Raw genomic sequence first — 26,197 nt, forward strand, 5'->3', positions numbered from 1 at the left:
CATGACCCAACCACACACCCCAAACCGGCGCAGACTGCTGGTGCTTACCATCCTGGCGTTGACATTCATCGTGGCCGCCGTCGTCGTCTGGCGGGTGGAAAACGCCCCCAGTACCGACGATGCTTACGCCTATGCCGACACCATCGACGTGGTGCCGGAGGTGAACGGTCGCATCGTCGAGATGCCGATCCGCGACAACCAGGAAGTGCGGCAAGGCGATCTGCTGTTCCGCATCGATCCGCGCCCTTACCAGGACGCGCTGGCGGCCAGCGAAGCGCGCCTGATCACGCTGAATGAACAGATCAAGCTGACGCAGCGTTCGGTCAACGCACAGCAGTACAACGCCGAATCGATGAACGCCATCGTCAAACGCTCACAGGCGCTGGTGGCGCAGGCGACCGACACCCTTAACCGCCGGCAAAAGCTGCTCGGCAAGAACTACGTTTCGGCGGAAGAAGTGGAAACCGCCCGCACCTCCCAGCGCTCGGCGCAGGCGGAATTGCAGGCCGCATTGCTGCAGGCGAAACAGGCGGAAGCCGCCGTCAGCGGCGTCGAAGCCCTGGTCGCACAGCGCGCCGAAGTACAGGCCGACATCGCCATCGCCAAACTGAACCTGGAGTTCACCGAGGTGAGAGCGCCGTTCGACGGCCGCATCGCCTCCCTGAAAACCACCGTCGGCCAATATGCCTCCAGCGCCAAACCGGTGTTCACGCTGATCGACACCCGCCACTGGTACGTGGTCGCCAACTTCCGCGAAACCGACCTGAAAGGCGTGCATCCCGGCGTGCCGGCCACGCTGTATTTAATGAGCGACGCCGGCCAGACCTTCAGCGGCAAGGTGGAATCGATCAGCTACGGCGTGCAGCCCGACGACGGCGGCACCGTGCTGGGCGGGCTACCCAACGTGTCGCGCAACATCAACTGGGTACACGTGTCGCAGCGCTTCCCGGTCAAGATCGCGGTCGAGGCCCCCAACCCGGCGCTGTTCCGCGTGGGCGCTTCGGCGGTAGCCAAGCTGAACCTGCGCCATGAAGAATAAAACGATGTCTCGCGGCTGGCTGTCCCCGTTGATCGACGAGCTGCGCCCTTCGGACAGCCGCATCAACCTGATGATCCGTGCTCTGCTCTCCAGCGCGATCGCCATCGTGATCTCGCAGACGCTGCAGGTGCCGTGGCTGGCGCTGTCGCTGATCGCTGTCTTCTTTATCACGCAGTCCAATATCGTTATCACCCGCACGATCGGCATCCTGTTTTTCGTCAGCTCCACGCTGGCGATCGGCGCCGCTATCCTGGTACTGAAGTTCACCTACGACTACCCGATACTGCGCATCCTGCTCTCCAGCGCGCTGTTTTTCCTCAGCGTGTTCCTGATGCGGGTGACCAAGGTTGGGGTACTGTTCTTCCTGATGGCGCTGGTGGTGATCTACACGCAAAGCTTTGTCGATCTCACTCCGCAGGCGGAAGTGGTGATACGGCTGGTGCTGTGGGTATGGGTGGCGATCAATTACGCCATCCTGCTCACCCTGATCGTCAATACCCTGCTGCTGCCGGCCGAACCGCTGAAGCAGCTAAAGGGCCGGATGAACGCGGTGTTGGACGAAACCCGCGCTATGTTGGCCAATGGCGGCGAGACGCACGATCTGAGCGCCATCTCGCAGCACGCCACCGAGCTGCATAAGCTGCTGCGCTTTTCGGTGATGCGCAGCGATCGCTGCCGCGCCAGCGAGCCCGGTTATCTGGCGCTGATCACCCTGGTGTTGCAGCTGAATATTCTGGCCTATCAGCTGCCGCCGGCTTTCGGCGCGGCCGCGCGTCAATTGGCGCAAGAGATAGACGCCGCCTGCCGCGCGCTGCAAACCGCGATCAGCCACGACAGCGCGCTGCGATTTTCCGTCGCGATCGCCGGCAGCGACGATCCGCAGGTGCCGGCGCCGCTCAATGAAATGGCCGGCCTCCTGCAGGTCTACACCAACCGCAGCGACTACGCCGACGCCCTGCAGGCCGCGCCACCGCCAAAAGTGCCCTTCTTTACCCCCGATGCCCTGACCAACCCGGTTTACATCCAGTTTTCGTTGAAAACGCTGCTGACCGTGCTGGTCGCCTACGTGTTTTATACCGCCGTCGATTGGCCCGGCATTCATACCATCATGCTGAGCTGCCTGATCGTGGCCCAGCCCAGCCTTGGCGCCACACAGCGGCGGGCGCGGCTGCGTCTCGGCGGCGCGGCGATCGGCAGCCTGCTGGCGCTGATCTCGGTGGTGTGGATCATGCCTCACCTCGACAGCCTCGTCGGCTTACTGCTGCTGACGCTGCCGGTGATCGCCCTCTCCGCCTGGATCGCCGCCGGCTCCGAGAAGATAAGCTATGCAGGGGTACAGATCCTGTTCACCTTTTCCCTGGCGCTGCTGGAAAGCTTTGGCCCGGTCACCGAGCTGACCGAGATCCGCGATCGCCTGATCGGCATCGTGCTGGGGGTAGGGTTCGCCACTTTCATTCACGCCACGCTGTGGCCGGAATACGAAGGGGAGTCGCTGCGGCAGCAGGTTGCCAACGTGCTGCGGGAACTGGCGCGCTTCCTCGGCGGCGAGAACACAAACGCCATCGGCATCTGGCAAAAGATCGAGGGCTGCGAAGCGGTGGTGGCCCGGGTGACGCTAGAGCCTACCTGGCAGTTGGCAGATGATAACCATGAAAGCTTCACCCGGCACATCCAACTGATCTTTAACCAGACGCGCAGCCTGTTGCTGACCAGCGAAAAGCTCAACACCTATCTGGCAGGCGGCGGCGCGGCGCTGTCCGTGCACGAACGCCAGGCGCTGATCGAGGTGCAACGCCAGGGCGGGCGCGTTCTCGCCGAGTATGCGGCGCAGCTTGCCAGCGCGCCGCAAGCGCTGCGGACGCCCGACTTTCATCCACCGCTGGCCGCCCTGCATGCCGACACCGTGCGCCACCTGGCTCAGGAGTTGAGCGACGGGCTCAATCGCCTGCCCGCCTGGGGCGACGCCTAGCATTTTCCGTTTGTGGCCGTGCACGCCCGGTGCAATGCGCTATAGTGAGCACAAACCACCGGGAGATGCCATGCAGATAAGACCCTACCAAGAGACCGATCGCCCCTTCCTGCGCACGCTGTACCTGGCGTCGCGCAAGGCGGCGTTCGGCTGGCGCGATACCTCAAACTATCAGTTGGAAGATTTCGACGGCGCGACGCTGGGCGAAGCGATTTGGGTGGCGGAAGACGGCGGCACGCTGCTGGGATTCGTCTCCGTCTACCGCGAAGACAACTTCATTCATAACCTGTATGTCGATCCCCATCAGCCGCCGCGCGGCGTCGGCAGTGCGCTACTGCAGGCAGCGCAAGCCACCTTCACCGCCACCGGCTCGCTGAAATGCCTGGTGAAGAATGAAAAGGCGCTGGCGTTCTACCGCAAACACGGTTGGCGCATCATCTCTACCGGCAACGACGGCGAAGAAGATTATTACCTGATGCATTCACCGGCCCGCTAACGCCGCCTTTCCCGTCACAGAACTCATTAATGATAATGGATTTCATTATCATTTAAGCATACCCTTCCTTGCCCCTCTCAATGAACTTGGCAAGGAAGGTTATGCCACATCAAACGGATACTCGCTTCCCCGATGCCGCAGCGGCGGATTACGATCGCCGTATCCTGACCCTGGTGCCCGGCTATCAGTTTGCCCAGGCTTTGCTGACGGCGACGCTCGCGCAGACGCTGCCGAATGACGCCACGCTGTTGCTGGCCGGCTGCGGCACCGGCAGCGAACTGTCGGCGCTGGCCGCCGCCAACGCCAGCTGGCGTTTCAGCGCCGTGGAACCCTCCACCGGCATGCTGGCGGCCGCGCGCGCCAAGGCCGAAGCCGCGGGTTACGCACAACGGGTGAGCTTCCAGCCCACCTTGCTGCAACAAGCGCCGCAAACCCGCCACGACGCGGCGGTGTGCTCATTGGTGCTGCACTTTATCGCCGACGATGGCGCCAAACTGGATTTCCTGCAGCAGTTGGCGCAGCGCCTCTCCCCCGCCGCACCGCTGCTGCTGTTCGACTATCAACCGGAGGGCCTGCCCGCCAGCCACTACCAACACTGGCTGCAAAGCGCCGGGCATTCGGCGGCGCAGGCGCAGGAAGTGATCGAACGCACCCGCCGCAACTGGCACCCGATGGCGGCGGCGCGCAGCCGTCTTCTTTTTGCGGAAAGCGGCTTCACTGCGCCTCAGCGGCTGTGTGGTGCGCTGGGCTTCCAGCTTTCACTGCTCCACCGCCGTCGCTGAGGGCGGCATCCCGCGCAGCGTCAACCGCCAAAACAGCAGCGCGCTCAGGCTGACGCCCGCCCCCAGCCAGCAGACGCCGCTCCACCCCGCCCAGGCGTACATATGGGTGCCGGCAAAGGCGCCCAGCCCGCTGCCGACGGCGTAAAACAGCATGTAGCAGCCCACTAGCCGGCTGTGCGACTGCGGGTGCGCGCTGAAGATCATGCTCTGGTTCAGCACGTGGATCGCCTGGCCCGCCAGATCCAGCAGCACGATGCCCGCCACCAGCCAAACCAGGCCGCTGCCGAGCAAACCAAGCGGCAGCCAGGCCAGCGTCAACAGCAGCAGACACACGCCGCTGGCCGCCTGCCCCAGCCCGCGATCCGCCAGATGCCCGGCGCGCACCGCCGCCAGCGCGCCCACCGCGCCGACCAGGCCGAACGCCCCCACCGCGGCATGGCTGAAGTTGAACGGCGCCTGGCTCAGCGGCAACACCAGCGAACTCCAAAAGAGGCTGAAAGCGCCGAACATCAGCAGCGCCAGCATGCCGCGAATTTGCAGCGTGCGGTCATGCAGCAACAGGCTCAGCATCGAACGCAGCAGCGCGGGATAACTCAGCGTGCTGGGAGCGGTGTGCGGCGCAGGCAGCAGCCGCGACAGGATCGGCAGCAATACCAGCGTCACTCCGGCAGAGAAGAAATACACCGTGCGCCAACCGCCAACGTCCGCCAGCACGCCGGACAGAGTGCGCGCCAGCAGCAATCCTAGCACCACTCCGCCCTGCGCCGCACCAACCACCCGCCCGCGCTCCTGCGGCGCCGCCAGGGCTGCGGCGTAAGCGATCAGCCCCTGCGTCATGGCGGTGCCCAATAAGCCTACCAGCAACATCCCTACCAGCAGCCAGGGCGCGCTGTGCGCCCAGCCCACCAATAGCAGCGCGCCGATCAGCCCCAGCTGTTGTCCCGCCAGCAACCGATGCCGGTTCAACCGATCCCCCAGCGGCACCACCAACAGCAACGCCAGCGCGCAGCCCAACTGAGTCACGGTGATCACCATGCCAACCGCCGCCAGGCTGATGGAAAAATCATGGGCGATGGCGTCCAGCAACGGCTGCGCATAATAAACGTTGGCCACGCTAAATGCGCTGGCGGCAGCCAGCAGCAGCACCAGGGTGGCCGGCAGGAGCCCTAGCACCGCACAGGGGGGAGCCAGCAGTTTGTCGCTCATTACACACCTCAATCTGGTTTCATTATTAAACCCAATGAACTTTAGGCGCAGAGGTTTTATAATGCAACCAGAATGTGCAGCTGGAGATAACCGCCGTGAAACGTAAAAGCCTGGAAGACGCGCCGTGCCCGGTGGCGCGCACGCTGGATGTGATTGGCGACTGGTGGTCGCTGCTGATCGTGCGCGACGCCTTCGACGGCGTCACCCGCTTTAGCGAATTTCAAAAAGGGCTGGGGATGGCGAAGAACATCCTTGCCACCCGCCTGCGCGCCCTGGTGACGCACGGCGTGCTGGAGATCGTGCCCGCCGCAGACGGCAGCGCCTATCAGGAATATGTGCTGACCGAGAAAGGCCGCGGGCTATTTCCGGTGATCGTCGGCCTGCGCCAGTGGGGGGAAGATCATCTGTTCGCCGAGGGAGAAGCGCACTCAACGCTGGTGGAAAGCGACAGCGGCCGCCCCGTCCCGCGCCTGACGCCGATCGGCAGCGCCGGGCAAACGCTCACCCCGCTGAATACCCGGGTGGTGAAGGTGGAGGAACGGTGATGAGAGTTAGTGGCGGTGCCCGCAGCTCACCCGCTGAAAAACCTGGCGGATAAAGAGCCATTCCAGACACCCGGCCAGCAGATAAACCGCGCCAAAAACGAGCGCACCAAACCATTCCGTACCGTTAAAATGGAAAAACCCACTGGCGTCAATCAGCCAAGCGGTTTGATTCTGGTTTAGCCTGGGTACAGGAAAAAGCTTTATTGTCAGCACAGCCAGCCCAACAACAGCCAATGCGTTAGCGAGCAACAGGGCAAGTTTTTTCATAGCCTTTCATTCTACAACCTAACGCAGTCCAACAAACTAAACCTAAGAACATGCGTTAATGGTTAACCCTCAGGTTGCCCCGTTCGTCGGAGACAACCATGAATGCGGCGGTAATCAAATGCGAACCTTCGGGTGTCTGTATATCGTAGGCGACGGAATAACGCTTCCCTGGCCGAAAAGCATAGTCGAATACCGGCATGCACCTCCCCGGCTCAACGAAGAAAACGTCATTATCGATAGCTTTAATGAGCTTATCGCCTGATTCGCTATAAATCTGAACGAAGCGAATATTATCCCCTGCCTTCATAGAAGAAAGAATGCAGACATGGTTATCTTTGGCAGTGACGACGGCGGGGAAGCGCGGAGTCAGCTTATCGCCAGGCCCCGGACAGCCGACCAGGAGGCAGGCCGTGAATAGAACCAAATATTTTTTCATGCTCCCCTCATCCCTTAATAATTTTTTGATAAAGTGCATGAATGTCACGCAAACTATCGGTTCCCCTGTACTTGCCCACTCGTCCAGGACGTTGATAATAACGCCACGTTTCAATACCATAAACCAACAGCAGCCAGTAATCAGCAAAAATCGAAGCTTGTTGCTCCAGCGAGTAATCAGTAATTTTATTCTTATCAAGACGATAGTTATACTCAGCCGCCCAACTAAACAACCCACGCATTCTTACCCATTGTCCATGCTGATGCTGCCATACATGCCCCAACTCATGGATGAAAAGATGTTTTTCTTCTATCAGAACCGTGTTATCAGAAAAATCGTCTTTATAGAGTTCCCTCCGTAACCATAACTCGCCATTAGGTGCCATGGCATAACTTCTGTTTTGTAAGCCAAACGGGAAATAGCTATCACAGTGTATCCATACACGACCATATATAATTGAGCTTCCATATATATGGCGAGCCAATTTAACTTCCCCCATGGTCATACGTCGTAACGTCCCTTCCTCGGCTAATGCGTTCATTTATCCCTCCTCATCCTAATGCTTTTCTAAAATGAATCTATACATGAACGCTTAAATGGTTTAATTTGGCACAATCCATTTATAACCTGAATAATTTGCAGAAAAATCCTCATCGATTTTCTATAATTAATTAAACGAAAAAAACATATTGCAAATACCTTTGTAGTAGCCGCGGTCAGGATACCCTTATCCAGCCCCCCTGCATGATTCGCTTCGCAGCGTCATCCGGGTAATGTATAGTCCGCGTTTTACGGAGATCCCATGCTGACTAACTCATCCATTCGTCTGAACAAATACATTAGCGAGAGTGGCATCTGCTCACGCCGCGACGCCGATCGATACATCGAACAGGGCAACGTTTTCATCAACGGTAAACGCGCCACCGTTGGCGCTCAGGTATTTGCCGGCGATGTGGTGAAGGTTAACGGTCAGCTGATCGAACCGCGCAATGAAGAAGATCTGGTGCTGATCGCGCTGAACAAACCGGTCGGCATCGTCACCACCACCGAAGACGGCGAGCGCGACAACATCGCCGACTTCGTCAACCACAGCAAACGCATCTTCCCGATCGGCCGTTTGGACAAGGATTCACAGGGGCTGATCTTTCTGACCAACCACGGTGACCTGGTCAACAAGATCCTGCGCGCCGGCAACAATCATGAGAAAGAGTATCTGGTGACGGTCAACAAGCCGGTGACCGACGAGTTTATTCGCGGCATGGGCGCCGGCGTGCCGATGCTGGGCACCGTGACCAAAAAGTGCAAGGTGAAGAAAGAGGCGCCGTTCGTGTTCCGCATCACGCTGGTCCAGGGGCTGAACCGCCAGATCCGCCGCATGTGCGAACACTTCGGCTATGAGGTCACCAAGCTGGAACGCACGCGCATCATGAACGTCAGCCTGAAAGGGTTGCCGCTGGGCGAGTGGCGCGATCTGACCGATGACGAGCTGATTGAGCTGTTCAAGCTGATTGAAGGCTCTTCGTCCGAGGCTAAACCGACGAAGAAAGCCCCGGCCAAATCTGCCCCTGCGAAAAAACCGAACGCCGGCGGGCCGAAAGGCGCCGACAAAGCCGCTGCGCCAGCCGGCCGCAAGCGCTTTACCCAGCCAGGGCGCAAGAAAAAAGGGCGTTAACGCCCTTTCTCCCTCGCTCAGCCCGCCTTTGCGCGGGCTTTTTCATCATAAAAGTCAGCCACAGGCCGCCACTGCGTTCTCACCATAAAAAAGGCCCGCATCAAGCGGGCCTGCAAGTACCAGAGAAGTCTAGAGGAAAAATCAGAACGACCAGCGCAGGTTGGCGTTGACCGAATTAACGCGAGTATCGGCGCCAAATTGCCCCTGATAGCCGACATCCAGTGTCGCGGCGTGCGACAGTTTCACGCTCACACCGATATCGCCCACCATCACGTTGTCATCCACGGCCTGGCCCTGCGTGACGAACGCGTCGCTGCCGGCAAACGCCATGCGCGATGAAGTGTTCTTATCGCCGTAGGCGTGCTGCCAGCCGAGTGAGCCGTAAAGGCTGACGTTCTTCGGCAGTTCGGTCACGCCGCGCACCCCGAGCGTAGAGTAGAAGGTGTTCATCGTTTCATTGCGCACGCTCAGCGCCGCCGCGCCACCCGACTCCTGGAAGCTGTCGGTATGCAGGCGGATGTAGCTCAGGTTGATGAACGGTTCGACGTTCATCTCCGGCTGGCCGAAACGGTAACCCGCTTCGGTGAACGCCAGCAGCGAGTTCGCGTCATAATCCGACTTCAGCCGATCCGAGAAGCCGCTGAAATCGACGTTGCGCTTGCCTTCAATCTTATGCCAGGTGTAACCCAGCGCGCCGCGCAGCGAGAACGCATCCTGCTGCCCCGCCGCATACAGGCCGAGGTGGTAGTTGTCGGTATCGGCCTTGGAACGGCGGCTGTCGACGTCGTAGTCGCCGCGGCTGTAACCAAAGTAGCCGCCGATGCGCACGTTATGGTCCGCCAGCTTGCGATCCGCGCCCAACAGGAAGCCGGTGGTGTTGCCATCCAGCTTGCCCACGTTGCCGTTGCCGCTGTTTTTGCCCCAGGAACTGAAGGTTTGCCCCCAAACGCCGCTGTTTTGCGCCTGCGCCGGTTGCACCAGCGACATCGCCAACGGCGGTATCGGCAGGCTGTCATTGTCGAACAGGCGCAGCATGCGCTGGTTCAGCACGTTGAACAGCTGGGTGCTGCCGGCGATCAGGTTAGACTGCATCGACGGATAGACTTCACCGGACAGCTGATTGAACGCCTCGCGCGCTTCCGGCGCGCTCAGCAGCAGCAGCGAGTTATACAGCGCCAGCGAAGGGCCGCTCTGCGCCAGCGTCGAGAGCGCGCCAGCGGTATTCCACTGGTTGCCGCTCTCGGCCACCGTTTGGAAAATGCCCGGTTTGCCGCTGCCTGGATTCTCGCCCCCCGGATTTTCACCGCCTGGGTTTTCTCCGCCCGGATTCTCGCCCCCTGGATTCTCGCCCCCTGGGTTTTCCCCGCCCGGATTCTCGCCCCCTGGATTCTCACCGCCTGGATTCTCACCGCCTGGGTTTTCCCCACCCGGGTTCTCGCCGCCAGGGTTTTCACCGCCCGTGTCTTTCTGCGCGATGGTTAGATCCACGGCGTTGGCGCTGTGGTTCAACGCCACATCGAGGAAGGCGGACTTGGAAACCGCCGACGCGAACTGGCCGTCAATGCCGCCGTCCGAGGTCAGAATGCGGTAGCTTTGGCCGGTTTTATAGCTGGTTTGCGGATCCAGCGCCGTAACCTGCACCTTGGCCTGATCGCTGATGGTGGTTTTGCCCGCCACCAGCAGTTGATCGCTGCGGCCGTCGCCGGCGATATCGACGTCATAGAAGGATTCGCCGATAAAGTTCAGGTAGCGTTTCAGCGTCAGCGTGCCGATATTGCCGTCGCCGGGCGAGATATGGCCGCCGGACAGGATCTCGGTCTGGCCCAGCGTGCCATTACCGCCCAGCGTGCCGCCGGCCTTGATCGACGCGGCGCTGCTGTAGCCCTGCCCGTTATTGACGTCGGAACCCGCCGTCGCATTGAGGATCAGCGTGCCGCCGTTCTCGGCGCTGAGGGTTTGGATCTCGAAGATATCGTCTTCTTTCTGGGTATTGATGTCGCTGGCGATGATGAGCTTGCCGCCGCGCGCGGTGACGTTCGCCTGCAGGCCAGTGAGATCGCCGTTCAGCGTCGTGTGCCCGGCGGTGTTGATCACCTCGCCTTCGCCGCTCATCTTGTTGCTGAAGACGTAATTGCCGTCGGTATGGTTAAAGTACACATAGCTGCGGAACAATCCGCCCCGCAGGGCGATCGCCGTCTGAGCATCGATAGTGCCAGCAGCGCCCGCCGCGCCGAGCGTCGGCTCGGTCAACCCGGTGCCGGTATCCATGTTGCCGCGGCTGCCGATAATCAGCGCGCCGCGGTTAGAACCGGAACCGGTCTTGCCCAGCACCACTTCGTTGCCGCCGGCGGAGAATGTCCCGCCGTCCATGACCGCCAACACGCCATTGCCGTAATCGCCGACGTTGACGCTGCTGCCGCTGGTAAACCGTGAGCCGCTGCCGGCGATCGTCAGCTCGGCGGTTTTACGCGCGCCGGAGACGCCCGCCACCTGAATATTACCGACGTTGACCGCGCCGCCGTTCAGCACGTCCAGATCGCCGTAAAGCGTGAGCGCACGGCCGACGTTCCATTGGGAATTAGCCCCCGTGACCGTGGCTTTCGGGCTCAGCATATCGCTCTCGCCCGGCCCGCTGCCATTGCCGATGCGTGCGTCAAAGGCGGTATTCAGCACCGCGCCGTCTTCAATCGCCAGCGTGGATCGTGCCCCTAAATCGGTGCCGACGCTGAGAAAATTGCTGGTGACGCGAGAACCGGCGCCGGTGGCGATAAGGTGGCTGTCATAGCCACGGGTGGTGCCGACCACGATCTCTTTCGCGCTGGCCAGCGCACCGTCTTCAACCCGCAAGGTGCCCCGCCCCAGATTCAGGCCGCCACGCAGCACGAACTGATCGTTCACCGCGTTCAGCTCGGCGTTCGGCCCGCGGACCGTGACTACGCTCTCATGAATTTGGCCGTTGAACATCCGGCCAATATTGATGTTATAGGCGCTGATCTTGCCATTCTCGATCAGCAGATTGCCGCTTTGATTGCGGCCGACGTAAACGTCCCCGGTGTAGGCCAATGATTCGGTAATTTTTGAGTCGCCGTCAAAAATGGCATCGTCTGCGCGAGCGATATCGGCGGGCGCCAGCATCAACAGCGGCGCAGAAAATAGAGCGAGGTAAAGTTTGGAAAGCGGTGTACTAACCGCTAAAGGGTGCGATGTCTTGTCATTCACGGGCTATCTCCGTACTCGTTAGCGTGATGTCGCGAAATTTATTGTTATAGGAAAACTCAATACACTAGAGGAGGTGTGAGGCGTTATTTCGCGCACGCCGGTTTAGTGATCGTCGAAGCAAAAGCTTATTGCCCCCCGGCGCTGACGCTCCGACGATGGAAAACCAGGAAGCGGCAATACCGCCCCCGAAGCGAATTATTTATGCGTGACCACCGGCGTACAGGTCGGCGCGCTCAGCGACGGCGACGAACCTAAAATTCCCGGCATCATCAGCGATGAGCAATCAAAAATACGGCCTTTTTCCGTGGTGGCGCGATAAGAAAGTTTTTGGCCGCCCAGCGCATCTGGCTGTGCGCCATTGACGTTGGTCACGGTAATTTCGTCCGATGAGCCCAGGCCCAGCATTTTGGCGGTTTCCGCCTGCAGTAATGGAATGGCCTGATCGGTTTTCAGGGTGGAACAACCGGCTATCATCATCGTAACGGTTAAAGCGATAAGTGGTTTCTTCATAAATTATCCTTTATAACCAATCAGTTAAAATTACCGATTAGCTTTATGTTTTCTCTTATCCAAATCCTCGAATAATATATTTCCCTTTCCTAAACGAAAAAACCCTCCTAAAGTAGGGAGGGTTGATAATAATTCATCAGACCTATCTGATATTTGAAGGCGAAAGGAGAATCCTTTGGGGCAGGATTATGCGTTGGTCGTTGATGACCATCCATTGGTAGCAAGCGGTATCGCCAATTTTCTCAGCACGCATTGCCGATTCAAACAGGCGCATGTGGTGACCAATGAAGAGAATTGTTACCGCCATATTAGGGAAAATGGCCCACCGCGTTTACTGGTGATTGATTTTTGGCTCTCTTCCGGTACGGCGTTGAAATTACTCAAAGAAGTAAAACAACGTTATCCGCAGGTGCGGATTTTGGTGGTCAGCGGCGACGAGAATAACGATATCTGGCAGAAAGTGCACAATGCCGGCGGGCATGGGTTCGTGTTAAAAAATGAACCGCCAGAATTATTCGCCAGGGCGGTTTTTGCGCTGAATAACAATCAGGAATGGTTCCCGGAAGGCAATGAAGCCGCCATTAAAAACAACCATGACCATTTAAATAAATTCAATTTAACGCCGAGGCAATTAGACGTATTAACTATGATGCTGCGCGGCCTGCCAAATAAAAGAATTGCGACGCAACTGTCTATTTCCGAGCCGACCGTCAAAGAGCATATCAGCAATATATTGAAAAAGATCGGCGTCAACAGCCGAGTGGAAGCCATCACGCTGTTGCACGGCAAACGGGATCCGTCGTCATGAGGTTTTTCCAGCATTTACAAAATGATGGCATCTCCCCACGCGCACAGATCCGCCTGCTGGACAACACCTTCATGCGGCTGGTGTTCAGCTTCACCGCCGTGCCCTTCGTCGGCATTCCGTTCGCCATCTGGATTTATTTGCTGGGTGATGAACTCGGCCCAACCATTACCTGGATCATCGTTTACCTGCTATGCGCCGTGGCGATCCGAATAGGACATCGTCGCTATCTGCATGAGGCCAAAGAAAATGATGAAGACACCGTGCTGCGCCGCTGGCTGCCGCGCATTAATAAGGTGGCGTTTATTCACGGGTTGGGGATCTCATCACTCTATTTAATTACGCCGCAGACCCATAACTTTGACTTTTTCCTGCTGCTCAATATCAGCATCGCCGCGATCGTCGCCGCCAACGCAACGCACCTGACGCCCGTCATCAGCACCTTTACCCGCTTTTTCTTCGCCTCCTGGGGGCTGCTGAACCTCGGCATCATCTGGCGGCTGGAAGACGTGATGTTCATCGTGCTGATGCTGAACTTGTTGTACGGCTTTGCCATTTACCGCCACGCATTAACCTCGCATGCGTTCTTTATTCAGCAGGCGCTGCTCGAAGAGCAAAGCTCGCGCCTGGCGGAGCAGTTCCGCCAGGCTAAAGAAGAGGCGGAACAGGCGCTGTTGGACAAGAACCAGTTCCTGACCACCGCCAGCCACGATCTGCGCCAGCCGGTGCACGCCATGGGTTTTCTGATCGAAGCCATCATCCACAAAAACCGGGACGACAGCCTGACGCCGCAGCTGCTGGATCTGCAACAAAGCGTGCGTTCGGTGCATTTGATGTTCAATTCACTGCTCGATCTCAGCAAGATCGAATCCGGCAACGTGCGCACCGCCGCCACCCATGTGGATATCGGCGCCCTGCTCGACTCGGTAGTCACCCTGTTCCGCGAAGAGGCCAACAGCCGCGCCCTGGCGCTGCGCACCTGGCGGCCTAGACGGCGTATCAGCGTGATGGGCGATCCGCTGCTGGTGCGGCAATCGCTGATCAACCTGATCCAAAACGCCCTGCGCTATACGCAACAGGGCGGCGTGCTGATCGCCATCCGCCCACGCGGCGCCGAGTGCCTGGTGGAAGTGTGGGACACCGGCGTGGGCATCGCCGACGAAGAGAAAAGCAAAATCTTCTCCCCTTACTACCGCCCTGAACTGGCGTGGAAAATCGACAGCGCCGGCCACGGGCTGGGGCTGGCGGTGGTGGCGCGCTGCGCCAAACTGATGAAGGTGAAGTACGGCATGCACTCCGTCGAAGGCAAAGGTTCGCGCTTCTGGATGCGCTTCACGCAATACATCGGCGAAGACAAAGCGCCGGACACCGCGGCCGCCTACGACAACACCGCCACGCCTATCCGCTATGCGCCGCTGCGCGGCGCCTGCCTGGTGGTGGACGACGATCCCTTGGTGACCTCCGCCTGGGAGAGCCTGATGAGCACCTGGGGCATCACCGTGCGCTGCGCGGCCTCCGCCGAGGAAGCCTTCGCCATTGTCGAGGACGGTTTTACGCCGTTCGCCGTGCTGTGCGACCAGCGCCTGCGCTCCGGCGAGAGCGGTTTCGACATCCTGAAAGCGCTGTTCGAACGCCTGCCGGACGTGAGCGGCGCGATGGTCAGCGGCGAGTTCAACTCGCAGATATTGCAAGAGGCCGAGCAGGAAGGCTATCTGGTGCTGCGCAAGCCGCTGGAGCCGGCCAAGCTGCATGCGCTGCTGACGCAGTGGGGGGCGGGCTAGCGCGAGGCGGTGCCTTAGCGGGCAAGATGCCGCAGCAGGCCTTCAAGGTTGCGCTCCCCCTCCGGGGTTTGCGCACCGGCTTTCAGCCCACCGCGGATCAACCGCTCCGCGGCCGGGCGTGCGAACAATCCCGCCCAGGCGTCGTGCTCGCGATAAAAACCGGCCTGCAGATCCGGTGCAGGCATCGCCTGTTTGGCCGCCGCAATCACCCCCGCAGGCAATGCCGCGATATTGCGCGCTAACTGCTCGACGAAATCATCCAGCTCGGCGGCAGGCAAGGCGCGGTTAATCCAGCCGTAGCGTTCTGCGGTAGCGGCATCGATGAGATCGGCGCCCAGGATCACTTCCAGAGCGCGGCCGCGCGTCATTCGGCTCGTCAGATACTGCGTCGCACCGCCGCCGGGCGTAATGCCCATCAAGGCCTCGCACTGGGCCAGCCCCGCCGCTTCCCGTGCCGCGAAAGCCATATCGGCCGCCGCCACAAACTCGGCGCCACCGCCGCGCGCCAGCCCGGCCAGCTTAACGAGAGTGACCTGCGGCTGGCTACGCAGCAGCTCGCCAAACGCCTGGAACGGATTTAGCCCCTCCGGCGCGTTGCTCGCCAGTTCGTCGAAGGCGTGCGGCTCATCGATCAAGGTCATGTCGACGTGAGCAATAAAGAACGCTGGGTTCGCGCTCTGGAACACCAACACCCGCGTATCCGGATCGTCACGCACCGCGAGCAATAAACGGCTGATTTCCGACATCAGCGCCACATCAAGCACGTTTACCGGTGGGTTATCGATAGCGATCGTCATCACGCCGTGCGCATGAGACAGCCTGAGCTTGCTGAAATCTGTATCTGTCATCTCAATGTCCTTTTACCTGGGGTACAAGTGCGGGTTTTTCACGCCGTGTGTCGAATGGTATACTTTGCATACTTGGCGTCAATTACGCACCTTAAGCATCCCAGGGATGCAGGAGGATACCGATGGATACGACCGACCTTGTTTACCGCGCCGACTGCCCAAGCCGCATCGTCCTCGATCAGATTGCCGATAAATGGTCCATGATGGTGCTGGAAGTGCTGCGTGAACCGCAGCGCTTCAACGCCATCAAGCGCCGTTTGGATGGCGTCACGCAACGCGTGCTGACCCAGACGCTGCGCAAGCTGGAACGCAACGGCATGGTGCATCGCAAAGTGTTGGATGGGCGAGTGCTCGGCGTCGAGTATTCGCTGACGCCGCTTGGCAAATCCCTGCAGGGGCCGTTCTCGATACTGTTCGACTGGACGCTGGGGAATATTGAGGCGATTCAGGAGTGCCAGCGCAAGTATGATGAGCAAGGCGAGTGAAGCGGTTCCCCATAGATAGGTTCAGAGAGATCGAGCGTGGCCGCGCTCTTTTTAACGTAACCGATGGTCTCTACTTTCTTCATGCCCCCTGGCGCTATCAATCATACCAAGGTCTGAACATAGGCCATATTTAGACCACAAACGATGTTCGGCTTTACTTATGGCTGGCATCAGGCAAAAAATATTTGGCCATATAAAGAAAAACCCTCTGTAAAAACAGAGGGTTTCAGTCACTTCGGCCTAGTTACGAACAGGCTGCGGGAAGTGTCAAATCACTCCCACTCAATCGTCGCCGGCGGCTTGCCGCTGATGTCGTACACCACGCGGGAGATGCCATCCACTTCGTTGATGATGCGGTTGGAGACGCGGCCGAGGAAGTCATACGGCAGGTGCGCCCAGTGCGCGGTCATGAAGTCGATGGTTTCTACCGCACGCAGGGAGACCACCCAGTCGTATTTGCGGCCGTCGCCCATCACGCCGACCGAACGCACCGGCAGGAACACGGTGAACGCCTGGCTGACTTTGTTGTACAGGTCGGCTTTGTGCAGCTCTTCGATGAAGATGGCATCGGCGCGGCGCAGCAGATCGCAGTACTCTTTCTTCACTTCGCCCAGCACGCGCACGCCCAGACCCGGGCCCGGGAACGGGTGACGGAACAGCATGTCGTACGGCAGGCCCAGCTCCAGGCCGATCTTGCGCACTTCGTCTTTGAACAGCTCTTTCAGCGGCTCGACCAGGCCCAGCTTCATCTCTTTCGGCAGGCCGCCCACGTTGTGGTGCGATTTGATCACGTGCGCTTTGCCGGTGGCGGAAGCGGCGGATTCGATCACGTCCGGGTAGATGGTGCCCTGTGCCAGCCATTTCACCTGCTCTTGCTTGCAGGCTTCTTCGTCGAACACTTCAACGAACACACGGCCGATGATTTTACGCTTGGCTTCCGGCTCGTCCACGCCCGCCAGTGCGGTCAGGAAGCGGTTTTCCGCCTCAACGTGCACGATGTTCAGGCCGAAGTGGTCGCCGAACATTTCCATCACCTGCTTGGCTTCGTTCAGGCGCAGCAGGCCGTTGTCGACGAACACGCAGGTCAGGCGTTTGCCGATGGCCCGGTGCAGCAGCATCGCGGTCACGGAGGAGTCGACGCCGCCGGACAGGCCGAGGATCACGTGGTCTTCACCCACCTGCTCGCGGATGCGCTCGACCGCATCTTCGATGATGGTGGCCGGGGTCCACAGGGCTTCACACTGGCAGATGTCCAGTACGAAGCGCTCCAGCATGCGCTGGCCCTGGCGGGTGTGGGTCACTTCCGGGTGGAACTGCACGCCGTAGAAGCGTTTTTCTTCGTTGGCCATAATAGCGAACGGGCAGGTATCGGTGCTGGCGATGGTCACGAAGTCGGACGGGATCGCGGTCACTTTGTCGCCGTGGCTCATCCACACGTCCAGCAGCGGTTTGCCGGCCGGGCTGATAGCGTCTTCGATGTCGCGCAGCAGCGCGCTCTCTTTGACGATTTCCACCTGCGCGTAGCCGAACTCGCGTTCGTTGGAACCCTGCACATGGCCACCCAGCTGCATCGCCATGGTCTGCATGCCGTAGCACACGCCCAGCACCGGCACGCCGGCGTTGAACACGTAGTCAGGGGCGCGCGGGCTGCCGGCTTCGGTGGTGCTTTCCGGGCCGCCGGACAGGATGATGCCGCTTGGGTTGAATTCGCGGATCTGCTCTTCGCTAACGTCCCAGGCCCACAGTTCGCAGTAAACGCCGATTTCGCGCACGCGGCGGGCGACCAGTTGAGTGTATTGCGAACCGAAGTCCAGTATCAGGATGCGATGCTTATGGATATTTTGTGTCATGTGAGGCGAATTCCAGCAACAAGAGAAAAAGAGCGAAAATGTGTGTTTCGGGATGGGGCTTGGCGCCCCACCCCGGCCTCTCACTCAGGAGAGGTTAAGGCATCAGCCCATGCGGTAGTTCGGCGACTCTTTGGTGATGGTCACGTCGTGCACGTGGCTTTCCTGAATGCCGGCGCCGCTGATGCGCACGAACTCCGCCTTGGTGCGCAGATCGTCGATGGTGGCGCAGCCGGTCAGGCCCATGCAGGAGCGCAGGCCGCCCATCTGCTGGTGCACGATGGCTTTCAGCATGCCTTTATAGGCGACGCGGCCTTCGATACCTTCCGGCACCAGTTTGTCGGCGGCGTTATCGGTCTGGAAGTAACGGTCGGAAGAACCTTTGGACATCGCGCCCAGCGAGCCCATGCCGCGGTAAGATTTGAACGAACGGCCCTGATACAGCTCGATTTCGCCCGGGGATTCTTCGGTGCCCGCCAGCATAGAGCCGACCATCACGCAGGATGCGCCCGCGGCGATCGCTTTGGCGATGTCGCCGGAGAAGCGGATGCCGCCGTCGGCGATAACCGGAATGCCGGTGCCTTCCAGCGCTTCCACCGCGTCGGCGATGGCGGTGATCTGCGGTACGCCCACGCCGGTCACGATGCGGGTGGTGCAGATGGAGCCAGGGCCGATACCCACTTTCACCGCGCTCACGCCGGCTTCAGCCAGCGCTTTGGCGCCCGCTGCGGTCGCGACGTTGCCGCCGACGATCTGCAGATCCGGGTATTTGGCGCGAGTTTCGCGGATGCGCTGCAACACGCCTTCGGAGTGGCCGTGCGAGGAGTCGATCAGCAGGACGTCAACGCCTGCCGCCACCAGCGCGTCAACGCGCTCTTCGTTGCCGGCGCCGGCGCCGACCGCCGCGCCCACGCGCAGACGGCCGTGCTCGTCTTTACAGGCGTTCGGCTTACGTTCCGCTTTCTGGAAGTCTTTAACGGTGATCATGCCCAGCAGGTGGAAGCTGTCGTCCACCACCAGCGCTTTTTCTACGCGCTTTTCGTGCATCTTCTGCAGCACCACGTCGCGCGCTTCACCTTCTTTCACGGTGACCAGGCGATCTTTCGGCGTCATCACCGCAGTCACCGGCTGAGACAGATCGGTCACAAAGCGCACGTCACGGCCGGTGATGATGCCGACCAGCTCGTTGTCTTCGGTAACGACCGGGTAACCGGCGAAGCCGTTGCGCGCGGTTAGCTCTTTCACTTCCTGCAGCGTGGTGGACGGGGTAACGGTCTGCGGGTCGGTAACTACGCCGCTTTCATGCTTCTTCACGCGGCTGACTTCTTCAGCCTGGCGCTCGATGGACATGTTTTTGTGGATGAAGCCCAGGCCGCCTTCCTGCGCCAGCGCGATGGCCAGGCCGGATTCGGTCACGGTATCCATGGCTGCGGACAGCATAGGGATGTTCAGGCGGATGGTTTTGGTCAGTTGAGTGCCGAGCTCTGCGGTGTTAGGCAGAACCGTGGAGTGGGCTGGAACCAGGAGGACGTCGTCAAACGTCAGAGCTTCTTTAGCGATACGTAGCATGGGCAATATCTCACCAGGGTGGGCTGTGAAAAAGATAAAATATTGCCGCGGCATTATACAGAGCGGAATCGGTTGCCTCCAGCACTTTCTTACAAAAAGTCTTGATTACCTTTTTCAGCCATGTAGTATCGACCAATTAAGTGATTGTTTTGAAATTTGATCTGGGTCACATGTCGCTACCTGTTTCGCCTTCCATTTTTACCGTAAGCCGCCTCAATCAGACGGTTCGCCAACTGCTGGAAAGGGAAATGGGGCAGATTTGGCTCTCCGCCGAGATCTCCAACCTCTCCCAGCCCGCCTCCGGCCACTGGTATTTCACGCTGAAAGACGACCGCGCCCAGGTGCGCTGCGCGATGTTCCGCAACAGCAACCGCCGCGTCACCTTCCGGCCGCAAAACGGCCAGCAGGTCTTGGTGCGCGCCAGCATCACGCTGTATGAACCGCGCGGCGACTACCAGCTGATCGCCGAGAGCATGCAGCCCGCCGGCGACGGCCTGCTGCAGCAACAGTTCGAGCAGCTGAAACAGCGCCTGAGCGCCGAAGGGCTGTTCGATCAGCAGTTCAAGCAGCCGCTGCCCGCCCCGGCCAAACGCATCGGGGTGATCACCTCCGCCAGCGGCGCGGCGCTGCACGATATCCTGCAGGTCTTGCAGCGGCGCGATCCGTCGCTGCCGATCGTCATCTACCCCACCTCGGTGCAGGGCGCGGAAGCGCCGATGCAGATCGTGCGCGCCATCGAGACCGCCAACCGCCGCGACGAATGCGATGTGCTGATCGTCGGCCGCGGCGGCGGTTCGTTGGAGGATCTGTGGAGCTTCAACGACGAACGCGTGGCGCGGGCGATCTTCGCCAGCCGCATTCCGATCGTCAGCGCCGTCGGCCATGAAACCGACGTCACCATCGCCGACTTCGTCGCCGATCTGCGCGCGCCGACCCCTTCCGCCGCCGCCGAACTGGTCAGCCGCAATCAGCTTGAGCTGTTGCGCCAGCTGCAGTCGCAGCAGCAGCGGCTGGAGATGGCGATGGATTACTATCTGGCGCAGCGCCAGCAGCAGTTCACCCGCATTCACCACCGTTTACAGCAGCAGCATCCGCATCTGCGCCTGGCGCGCCAGCAGACGCTGCTGTTCAAGCTGCAGCGCCGAATGGAAGACGGCATGCAGCAGCAGCTGCGCCTGGCCGCCCGCCGCAGCGAACGCGTCCAGCAGCGGCTGGCGCAGGTGCAGCCGCAGGGCCGCATTCACCGCTACCAACAGCGCGTACAGCAGCAGGAATACCGTCTGCAGCAGGCGATGGAGCGGCAGCTCAACGCCTACCGCCAGCGCTTCGGCGTGGCCTGCAGCCAACTGGAAACCGTCAGCCCGTTGGCGACGCTGGCGCGCGGCTACAGCGTGACGCAAACTCCGCGCGGCGAGCTGCTGAAAACCACCAAGCAGGCGCAGGTCGGCGAACTGCTGAAAACCCGCCTGCAGGATGGCTGGGTGGAAAGCGAGGTGAAAACCATCACCGTCGCCAAAAAGCCGCGCAAGAAGCGCGCGGCCGAGTAACCCTCCTACTCCAGCGTAAAACGCTCGCCCGGTTCGCCGTTCACCCACAGCGCGCGCGTTTCACCTTCCGGCAGGCTGAGCGTCAGCGTGCGCCAGGCCGGGCAGAAACGCCCTTCCGTCGTGATATCCAGCATGATGCGTTGATTGTCGCAGCGCATTTCCCAGCGCAGCCACAGCGCATCGCCCTGCCGCCAGCCGTCGCTTTCACCGTCGTCCTCAAACAACAGCCCACGGCTTGCGCCGCAGCCCTTGAGCGGAAACAGCCGCAGCTCGCGCCGATCGTCGGCGGCCACGTCCACATGCGCCAGCCGCTGCGACAGCGGCAGCGCCGCCCCGGCACGCACCAGCAGCGGCAGACGCTCCAGCGGCGCCGCCAGCGTTACCGTCTGGCCGCCGCTGAACCACTGGCCGCTGTAGAAGCAGTACCAGCCTTCGCCGTTGTCCGGCAAATACACCAAACGCCGGCGCTGCGCCGGTTCCACCACGCTGGCCACCAGCAGATCGCGGCCAATCAGAAAATCGTCGTTCTCGCCAAAGGTGCGCGCATCCTGTTCGTGATCGAGGAAGGTCGGGCGCAGCATCGGCTCGTCGTCCGCGCAGGCCTGCCATAGCAGGGTGTAGAAATACGGCAGCAGCCGGTAACGCAGATTGATCGCCTCGCGCACCGCCGGGGTGGCGGCCGAGTACATCCAGGGCTCGTTGACCGTGGCGTCGTCGTTCCAGGAGTGGATAGTGAAACGCGGATGCATCACGCCGTTTTGCACCCAGCGCACCAGCAGCTCCGCGTCCGGTTTGTCGCCGGAGAAGCCGCCGACGTCGTGGCCGAGGTTATACAGCCCGGACAGGCTCATGCCCAGCCCCATGCGGATGTTGTAGCGCAGCGTCTGCCAGCTGGTGCGGTTGTCGCCGCTCCAGGTCTGCACGTAGCGCTGCATGCCGGCACAGCCGGAGCGCGAGATCAGGTACGGCCGCTTCTGCGGCGCGAAGCGCTGCTGGACCTCCATCGAGGCGCGCATCATCAGCAATGGCATCACCGGGCGAATATGCTTGATGGCGATCGGCCGCCCGAAGCCGTGGCAGCGCGCTTCGCCGTCCCACACTTCGTATTCGTTGTTGTCATTCCAGGTGGAATCGATGCCCATCTCCAGCAGCTGCTGCGTGACACCCTGCTGCCACCAGCGCACCGTCGCCGGGTTAGTGAAGTCGAGGTGCGATCCTTCGTCGTCCCAGAAGCTGGAGCGCTCCGGCGCGTCGCTTTGCGAATCGCGGATAAACAGCCCCTGCGCCGCCACCGCCTGATACTGCGGGTGATCCTGCAGCAGGCACGGCTTGATGTTGGCCGCCAGCCTGAGGCCGGCGTCGTGAAACGCCTGGCTGAGCAGCTTGGGCTGCGGCACCTTGTCGTAGTTCCAGTTGAACACGTAGCGCTTGTTGTTGATCGAGGTGTAGCCCGACGACAGCTGGAAGGAGTCACAGGGTATGGCGTGTTGGCGGCACAGCGCGATGAACTGCTGCAGCTGCTGCTGGGCGTCCGGCGCGTCGGTGTAGTGCATGGTCGAACCGCTGTAGCCCAGGCTCCACTTCGGCCCGAAGTGGGTGCGGCCGGTCAGGCGCACGAAGGCCTTGGTGACGTCCAAAACCTTCGGCCCGAGGAACAGGTAGTAATCCAGATCGCCCGCTTCGGCCTGATAGCGGCGGTAGGCCGCGTGGTAGTTGTCTATCTCGTTGCCCAGATCCAGCCAGCAGCTGCTCAGGTTATCGTAGAACAGGCCGAAGCTCGCCTCCGGCCCACGGGTGATGGTAAACGGAATGTGCTTGTACAGCGGATCGGTGCTGGCGGCGTTGTAGCCCATGGCGTCCAGATTGCGCATCTCAAAGCGGCGGCCGGTGCGTTCCAGATCGCCGGCCTTCTCCCCCAGGCCGTAATAGCGCTCATCGGCAAAACGCCGCTGGTAGTGCGCCACGCCGTCGCCGTGCGCATTGAGCAAGTAGGCGCTGGTCGGCCGATCCGCCGCCAGCGGCCGCCACTCGCCGGCGGCATTGCAATACTCCCACGCCAGCCACAGCGGCTGATGCACCGTCACGCGCAGCAGCGGCGTGCTGACCACCAGCCGATCGCCCTCCCGACGCAGCTGATAGCCCGGCAGGCTGAAACCGGCGACGCTGAGCCGATCGCGCCCCTCCCAGGGCACATCCTCTTGCGGCGCAATGCTCCAAGTGCGATCCAGCGCCAGCCCGCCCTCACGTTTGATCAACACGCGGAACAGACCGTCTTCCAGCACGTACAGGCAGAAACGGTGGCGTTCATCGACCAGCAACTCGACGTGGTCGGCATGCTGCGCCGCCAGCGTCCAATTTTTCAACGTTTTCATAAATATTCCACTTAGCTGTGTGAAGGGGTTTTCTTACCGCCGCGCTCGGCAATCAGGGCAATCAGGAACAGGGCGCCGATCAAATCGAAGAAGCCCATCGCGATAAACAGCGGGTTGAAGCCGAGGGTGTCGGATACCGCGCCGATCAGCAGCGTGAACAGGAAGCTGGCGATCCAGGCGCTGGAGCCGCGCATGCCGTTGACCGTCGCCATTTGGTTCTTATCGAACGATTCCACCACCAGGGCGCTGAGCATGCAGGAGATCACCTGATGGCCGAACCCGCCGATCGAGATCAGCGCGATCGCCACATAGGGATCTTGGGTGATCGCGACAAACGCCAGCGACACCATCAGGAAAGCGCCGGTCACCGAGCTGGCGACCACCGAGTTAACGCGGCTGCAGCCGAACCATTTGCGGTACAGAGTGGTGAGATAGCCGCTGGCGACGCTGCCGATATCCGCCGCCAGGAACGGCAGCCAGGCAAACATCGCGATCTGCTTCAGATCCATGCCGCGTTCGGTGGCCAGGTACAGCGGCACCCAGAAGCTGAAGACCGCCCAGGCCGGCTCGGCGAGAAAAGCCGGGATGGCGATGCCGTAGAATTTCTTGTTCTTGCACAGGCTGGCCAGCGAGGTGAGAAATGGCAGCTTCGGCAGTACCGGTTCGTTGTCTTCGCGGATCAGATCCAGCTCCTGCTGGCTGAGGTTCGGGTGCTGCTGCGGCGAGTGGTAGAACAGCCACCACAGCACGACCCAGATCAGCGCCAGCCCGCCCGAGAACAGGAACGCGCCTTGCCAGCCGAAGGAGACGTGAGCGATGACGATGATCGGCGGGGCCAGCATGGCGCCGATGGAGAAACCGACGCCCGCCCAGCCGGCAGCGATCGGCCGCTCCTTCTTCGGGAACCAATCGGAGATCGCCTTGGCGTTGGCCGGGGTGGCCGCCGCCTCCGCGCCCCCCATGAAGAAGCGCAGAATGGCCAGTTGCAGCCAGCTGCCGGCGCCGGCGTGCAACATGCATACCACCGCCCAAATGCCGGCGCAGATCAGAAAGCCCATCTTCAGGCCGATAACGTCGATCAGCCAGCCGCAGATCGGCTGAAACACCGTGTAGGCCAGCTGGAACGACGCCACCACCCAGGCATATTGCTCGGTGCTCATGTTCAGGCTGGTTTTCAGCTCCGGCGCCAAAATGCCCAGCGAGTTGCGGGTGATGTAGTTGACCGTGACGCCCAGCAAGAACAGCGCCAGCATCCACCAGCGCAGCGATTTGAACTTGCGCCGGCCGCTCTGCGCGACCGCCTGATTGATCTCCACACTCATCGGTTCTCTCCCCGCGGCCGCCGGCTACGGCGACGCGCGTTTTGGTAGGGTACGTTGTGCTATCAAACACGGGACGGTGAAAGCGGGTCGGCGCCGTATCATTGGCCGAAAGACAATCACAACCCCATGATTTATTTTTTGTTTTCTTTTTCGCACACCGTTAGAATTGGACTGACAGGTCGTTAAAATTGGTGTACCAATGCAGACTACTCAGCGATAGCGCACAGCGAAACGGGGTTTTTTGCAAAGATTTTCACTGGCGGGTGAAAAAATAGCCATAATGACCGCTAAATCCGGTCAAGACGCTGAAAATGCGCAGTGAAAATATTCTCATGGACGAATTTGAAGGAGATCACAAAATGAACGGAAAGCTGAAAATCCAGGAGATCGCCCGCCAAACCGGGCTGTCGATCAGCACCGTTTCCCGCGTGCTGGCCGGCAAGGCCAACACCAGCGCCGAGGCGCGCCGCAAGGTGTTGGACTGTGCGCAACAAAATGGCATTCTGCAGGGCATTTCCAGCGGCCGGCTGATGCTGAACAACGTGATGGTATTCGCGCCGCAACGCGCGTTCGACGTGCGCACCGACATCTTCTACTACAAGGTCATTCAGGGTATCGCCGCCGCGCTGATGGAGCACGAGGTGCGCATCCGCTACTGCGGGCTGGAAGAACAACACAGCGACGGCGCGCTGTTTCTGGAAAAGATGAGCGACCCGCACACCGAAGCGGCGCTGATCATCGGCATCGACGACGAGCATATCCACACCCTGGCCGCCGATCTGCACAAGCCCTGCGTGCTGATCAACTGCAGCGATCGGCAGATGCGGCTGGACAGCGTCTCGCCGGATCATCAGCTGATCGGCGACTACTCCGCCAGCTACCTGTTTCAGCAGGGGCATAGCCATATCCTCAATCTGCAGTGTCTGCGCCGCCACACCATGGAGCTGCGGCTGGCGGGCATTCGGCAGGCCTACGCCCGGCATCATTTGCCGTTCGACGATGGCCGCCATCTGGTCACCACCTCCGGCTTCGGCAGTGAAGAGGCCGAGCAGGCGCTGACCACCTATCTCGATGGCCTCCACGGCCACTCCCCGCTGCCGACGGCGATCCTGGCCGGCGGCGACTACATGGCGGTCGGGGCGGTCAAGGCGCTCAACAAGCGGGGGCTGAGCGTGCCGGGCGACGTCTCGGTGATGAGCACCGACGGCTTCAACCTGGCGGAAATCCACGATGTGCCGCTGACCTCGGTGCAGGTGCCGCGCGACGAATTGGGTTACGAGGCGATCCAGCTGCTGCAGCGGCGCATGCTGCGCGCCGACGCGCCGCCGTGCAACCTGCTGCTGCATGGCCGGTTGGCGGTACGCGCCTCGGTGCGGCGCGTCAGCCCGCACAAGACCGCGCCGGCGGTGAGCACGCATGACCACAGGCTTTATGACGAGTAGGCTACACTTAGGCACAGTGCATTCATTCGATGAGGTAA

The 26,197-nt window shown here is 60.6% G+C and carries 22 protein-coding genes; 11 read left to right on the forward strand and 11 right to left on the reverse strand.

All coding sequences use genetic code 11. The features are described from left to right. Position 1 precedes the first annotated feature (1 nt). The 4 genes from mdtN (at position 2) to FOT55_RS24110 (ending at position 4,286) form a co-directional block, all read left to right on the forward strand. On the forward strand, positions 2-1,039 hold the full coding sequence (mdtN, locus tag FOT55_RS24095) for a multidrug transporter subunit MdtN (RefSeq protein ID WP_049204871.1): 1,038 nt from the start codon (positions 2-4) through the stop codon (positions 1,037-1,039). After that, a complete protein-coding gene (locus FOT55_RS24100; protein ID WP_230201424.1) occupies positions 1,029-3,008 on the forward strand; it encodes an FUSC family protein in 1,980 nt (659 codons plus the stop codon). The genes mdtN and FOT55_RS24100 overlap by 11 nt, the downstream gene beginning before the upstream one ends. A gap of 70 nt (positions 3,009-3,078) precedes the next feature. Further along, positions 3,079-3,504, forward strand: a complete 426-nt coding sequence (locus FOT55_RS24105) for a GNAT family N-acetyltransferase (protein ID WP_099816852.1) — start codon at positions 3,079-3,081, stop codon at positions 3,502-3,504. A gap of 101 nt (positions 3,505-3,605) precedes the next feature. Next, positions 3,606-4,286 carry a methyltransferase gene (locus FOT55_RS24110; protein WP_147824125.1) on the forward strand — a complete coding sequence of 227 codons (681 nt, stop codon included), beginning with the start codon at positions 3,606-3,608 and terminating at the stop codon, positions 4,284-4,286. On the opposite strand, the gene FOT55_RS24115 is transcribed toward FOT55_RS24110, so the two are convergent. After that, entirely contained in the window at positions 4,263-5,492 is a 1,230-nt protein-coding gene (locus tag FOT55_RS24115) for an MFS transporter (RefSeq protein WP_147824126.1), read from the reverse strand. The genes FOT55_RS24110 and FOT55_RS24115 overlap by 24 nt on opposite strands. Before the next feature lie 95 nt (positions 5,493-5,587). Here FOT55_RS24115 and FOT55_RS24120 point away from each other — a divergent pair, with 95 nt between their 5' ends. Continuing rightward, the gene (locus FOT55_RS24120; RefSeq protein ID WP_060434485.1) at positions 5,588-6,037 is read left to right on the forward strand and encodes a winged helix-turn-helix transcriptional regulator; all 450 of its coding nucleotides are present in this window, start codon (positions 5,588-5,590) and stop codon (positions 6,035-6,037) included. Between the two features lie 6 nt (positions 6,038-6,043). Here FOT55_RS24120 and FOT55_RS24125 read toward each other — a convergent pair whose 3' ends face one another. From FOT55_RS24125 to FOT55_RS24135, 3 genes are read right to left on the reverse strand one after another with little or no spacing between them, the layout of a single operon-like run. Then, positions 6,044-6,304, reverse strand: a complete 261-nt coding sequence (locus FOT55_RS24125; protein WP_060434382.1) for a DUF1158 family protein — start codon at positions 6,302-6,304, stop codon at positions 6,044-6,046. A 55-nt stretch (positions 6,305-6,359) separates the two neighbouring features. Further along, positions 6,360-6,740 carry a putative T6SS immunity periplasmic lipoprotein gene (locus FOT55_RS24130; RefSeq protein ID WP_033648952.1) on the reverse strand — a complete coding sequence of 127 codons (381 nt, stop codon included), beginning with the start codon at positions 6,738-6,740 and terminating at the stop codon, positions 6,360-6,362. 7 nt (positions 6,741-6,747) lie between these two features. Continuing rightward, positions 6,748-7,281 (reverse strand): type IV secretion protein Rhs, encoded by a 534-nt coding sequence (locus tag FOT55_RS24135; RefSeq protein WP_147824127.1) that lies wholly within the window; start codon positions 7,279-7,281, stop codon positions 6,748-6,750. Positions 7,282-7,542: 261 nt separating this feature from the next. On the opposite strand from FOT55_RS24135, the gene rluF reads away from it, so the two are divergent. Continuing rightward, positions 7,543-8,412 carry a 23S rRNA pseudouridine(2604) synthase RluF gene (rluF, locus tag FOT55_RS24140; RefSeq protein WP_025303889.1) on the forward strand — a complete coding sequence of 290 codons (870 nt, stop codon included), beginning with the start codon at positions 7,543-7,545 and terminating at the stop codon, positions 8,410-8,412. Between the two features lie 141 nt (positions 8,413-8,553). On the opposite strand, the gene FOT55_RS24145 is transcribed toward rluF, so the two are convergent. Then, positions 8,554-11,631 carry an autotransporter outer membrane beta-barrel domain-containing protein gene (locus tag FOT55_RS24145; RefSeq protein ID WP_147824128.1) on the reverse strand — a complete coding sequence of 1,026 codons (3,078 nt, stop codon included), beginning with the start codon at positions 11,629-11,631 and terminating at the stop codon, positions 8,554-8,556. A 195-nt stretch (positions 11,632-11,826) separates the two neighbouring features. Beyond that, positions 11,827-12,141: a putative periplasmic lipoprotein gene (locus tag FOT55_RS24150; RefSeq protein ID WP_025303891.1), complete on the reverse strand. Its 315-nt coding sequence runs from the start codon at positions 12,139-12,141 to the stop codon at positions 11,827-11,829. A gap of 175 nt (positions 12,142-12,316) precedes the next feature. Between FOT55_RS24150 and FOT55_RS24155 the strand changes: the two genes are divergently transcribed. Both FOT55_RS24155 and FOT55_RS24160 read left to right on the forward strand, forming a co-directional pair. Then, the gene (locus FOT55_RS24155) at positions 12,317-12,949 is read left to right on the forward strand and encodes a response regulator transcription factor (RefSeq protein WP_049204885.1); all 633 of its coding nucleotides are present in this window, start codon (positions 12,317-12,319) and stop codon (positions 12,947-12,949) included. Continuing rightward, the gene (locus tag FOT55_RS24160) at positions 12,946-14,727 is read left to right on the forward strand and encodes a hybrid sensor histidine kinase/response regulator (RefSeq protein ID WP_147824129.1); all 1,782 of its coding nucleotides are present in this window, start codon (positions 12,946-12,948) and stop codon (positions 14,725-14,727) included. Before FOT55_RS24155 ends, FOT55_RS24160 begins: the two co-directional genes overlap by 4 nt. A gap of 14 nt (positions 14,728-14,741) precedes the next feature. On the opposite strand, the gene FOT55_RS24165 is transcribed toward FOT55_RS24160, so the two are convergent. Then, positions 14,742-15,575, reverse strand: a complete 834-nt coding sequence (locus tag FOT55_RS24165) for an enoyl-CoA hydratase/isomerase family protein (RefSeq protein WP_060434370.1) — start codon at positions 15,573-15,575, stop codon at positions 14,742-14,744. 122 nt (positions 15,576-15,697) lie between these two features. Here FOT55_RS24165 and FOT55_RS24170 point away from each other — a divergent pair, with 122 nt between their 5' ends. Then, positions 15,698-16,060: a winged helix-turn-helix transcriptional regulator gene (locus FOT55_RS24170; RefSeq protein ID WP_025303895.1), complete on the forward strand. Its 363-nt coding sequence runs from the start codon at positions 15,698-15,700 to the stop codon at positions 16,058-16,060. Between the two features lie 272 nt (positions 16,061-16,332). On the opposite strand, the gene guaA is transcribed toward FOT55_RS24170, so the two are convergent. Together guaA and guaB are read right to left on the reverse strand one after the other, a co-directional pair. After that, positions 16,333-17,910 carry a glutamine-hydrolyzing GMP synthase gene (guaA, locus tag FOT55_RS24175; protein WP_025303899.1) on the reverse strand — a complete coding sequence of 526 codons (1,578 nt, stop codon included), beginning with the start codon at positions 17,908-17,910 and terminating at the stop codon, positions 16,333-16,335. Positions 17,911-18,012: 102 nt separating this feature from the next. Further along, complete coding sequence (guaB, locus tag FOT55_RS24180) at positions 18,013-19,476, reverse strand: IMP dehydrogenase (RefSeq protein WP_038629838.1); 1,464 nt, start codon at positions 19,474-19,476, stop codon at positions 18,013-18,015. Positions 19,477-19,646: 170 nt separating this feature from the next. Here guaB and xseA point away from each other — a divergent pair, with 170 nt between their 5' ends. Continuing rightward, complete coding sequence (xseA, locus tag FOT55_RS24190) at positions 19,647-21,023, forward strand: exodeoxyribonuclease VII large subunit (protein ID WP_147824130.1); 1,377 nt, start codon at positions 19,647-19,649, stop codon at positions 21,021-21,023. Positions 21,024-21,028: 5 nt separating this feature from the next. Here xseA and FOT55_RS24195 read toward each other — a convergent pair whose 3' ends face one another. Both FOT55_RS24195 and FOT55_RS24200 read right to left on the reverse strand, forming a co-directional pair. Beyond that, a complete protein-coding gene (locus tag FOT55_RS24195; RefSeq protein ID WP_147824131.1) occupies positions 21,029-23,395 on the reverse strand; it encodes a glycoside hydrolase family 31 protein in 2,367 nt (788 codons plus the stop codon). 11 nt (positions 23,396-23,406) lie between these two features. Then, entirely contained in the window at positions 23,407-24,717 is a 1,311-nt protein-coding gene (locus tag FOT55_RS24200; RefSeq protein ID WP_099816858.1) for an MFS transporter, read from the reverse strand. Positions 24,718-25,076: 359 nt separating this feature from the next. On the opposite strand from FOT55_RS24200, the gene FOT55_RS24205 reads away from it, so the two are divergent. Next, a complete protein-coding gene (locus FOT55_RS24205; RefSeq protein WP_147824132.1) occupies positions 25,077-26,159 on the forward strand; it encodes a LacI family DNA-binding transcriptional regulator in 1,083 nt (360 codons plus the stop codon). Positions 26,160-26,197: the final 38 nt, after the last annotated feature.

This window comes from Serratia bockelmannii, from assembly GCF_008011855.1.
GTDB classification, from domain to species: Bacteria; Pseudomonadota; Gammaproteobacteria; order Enterobacterales; family Enterobacteriaceae; genus Serratia; species Serratia bockelmannii.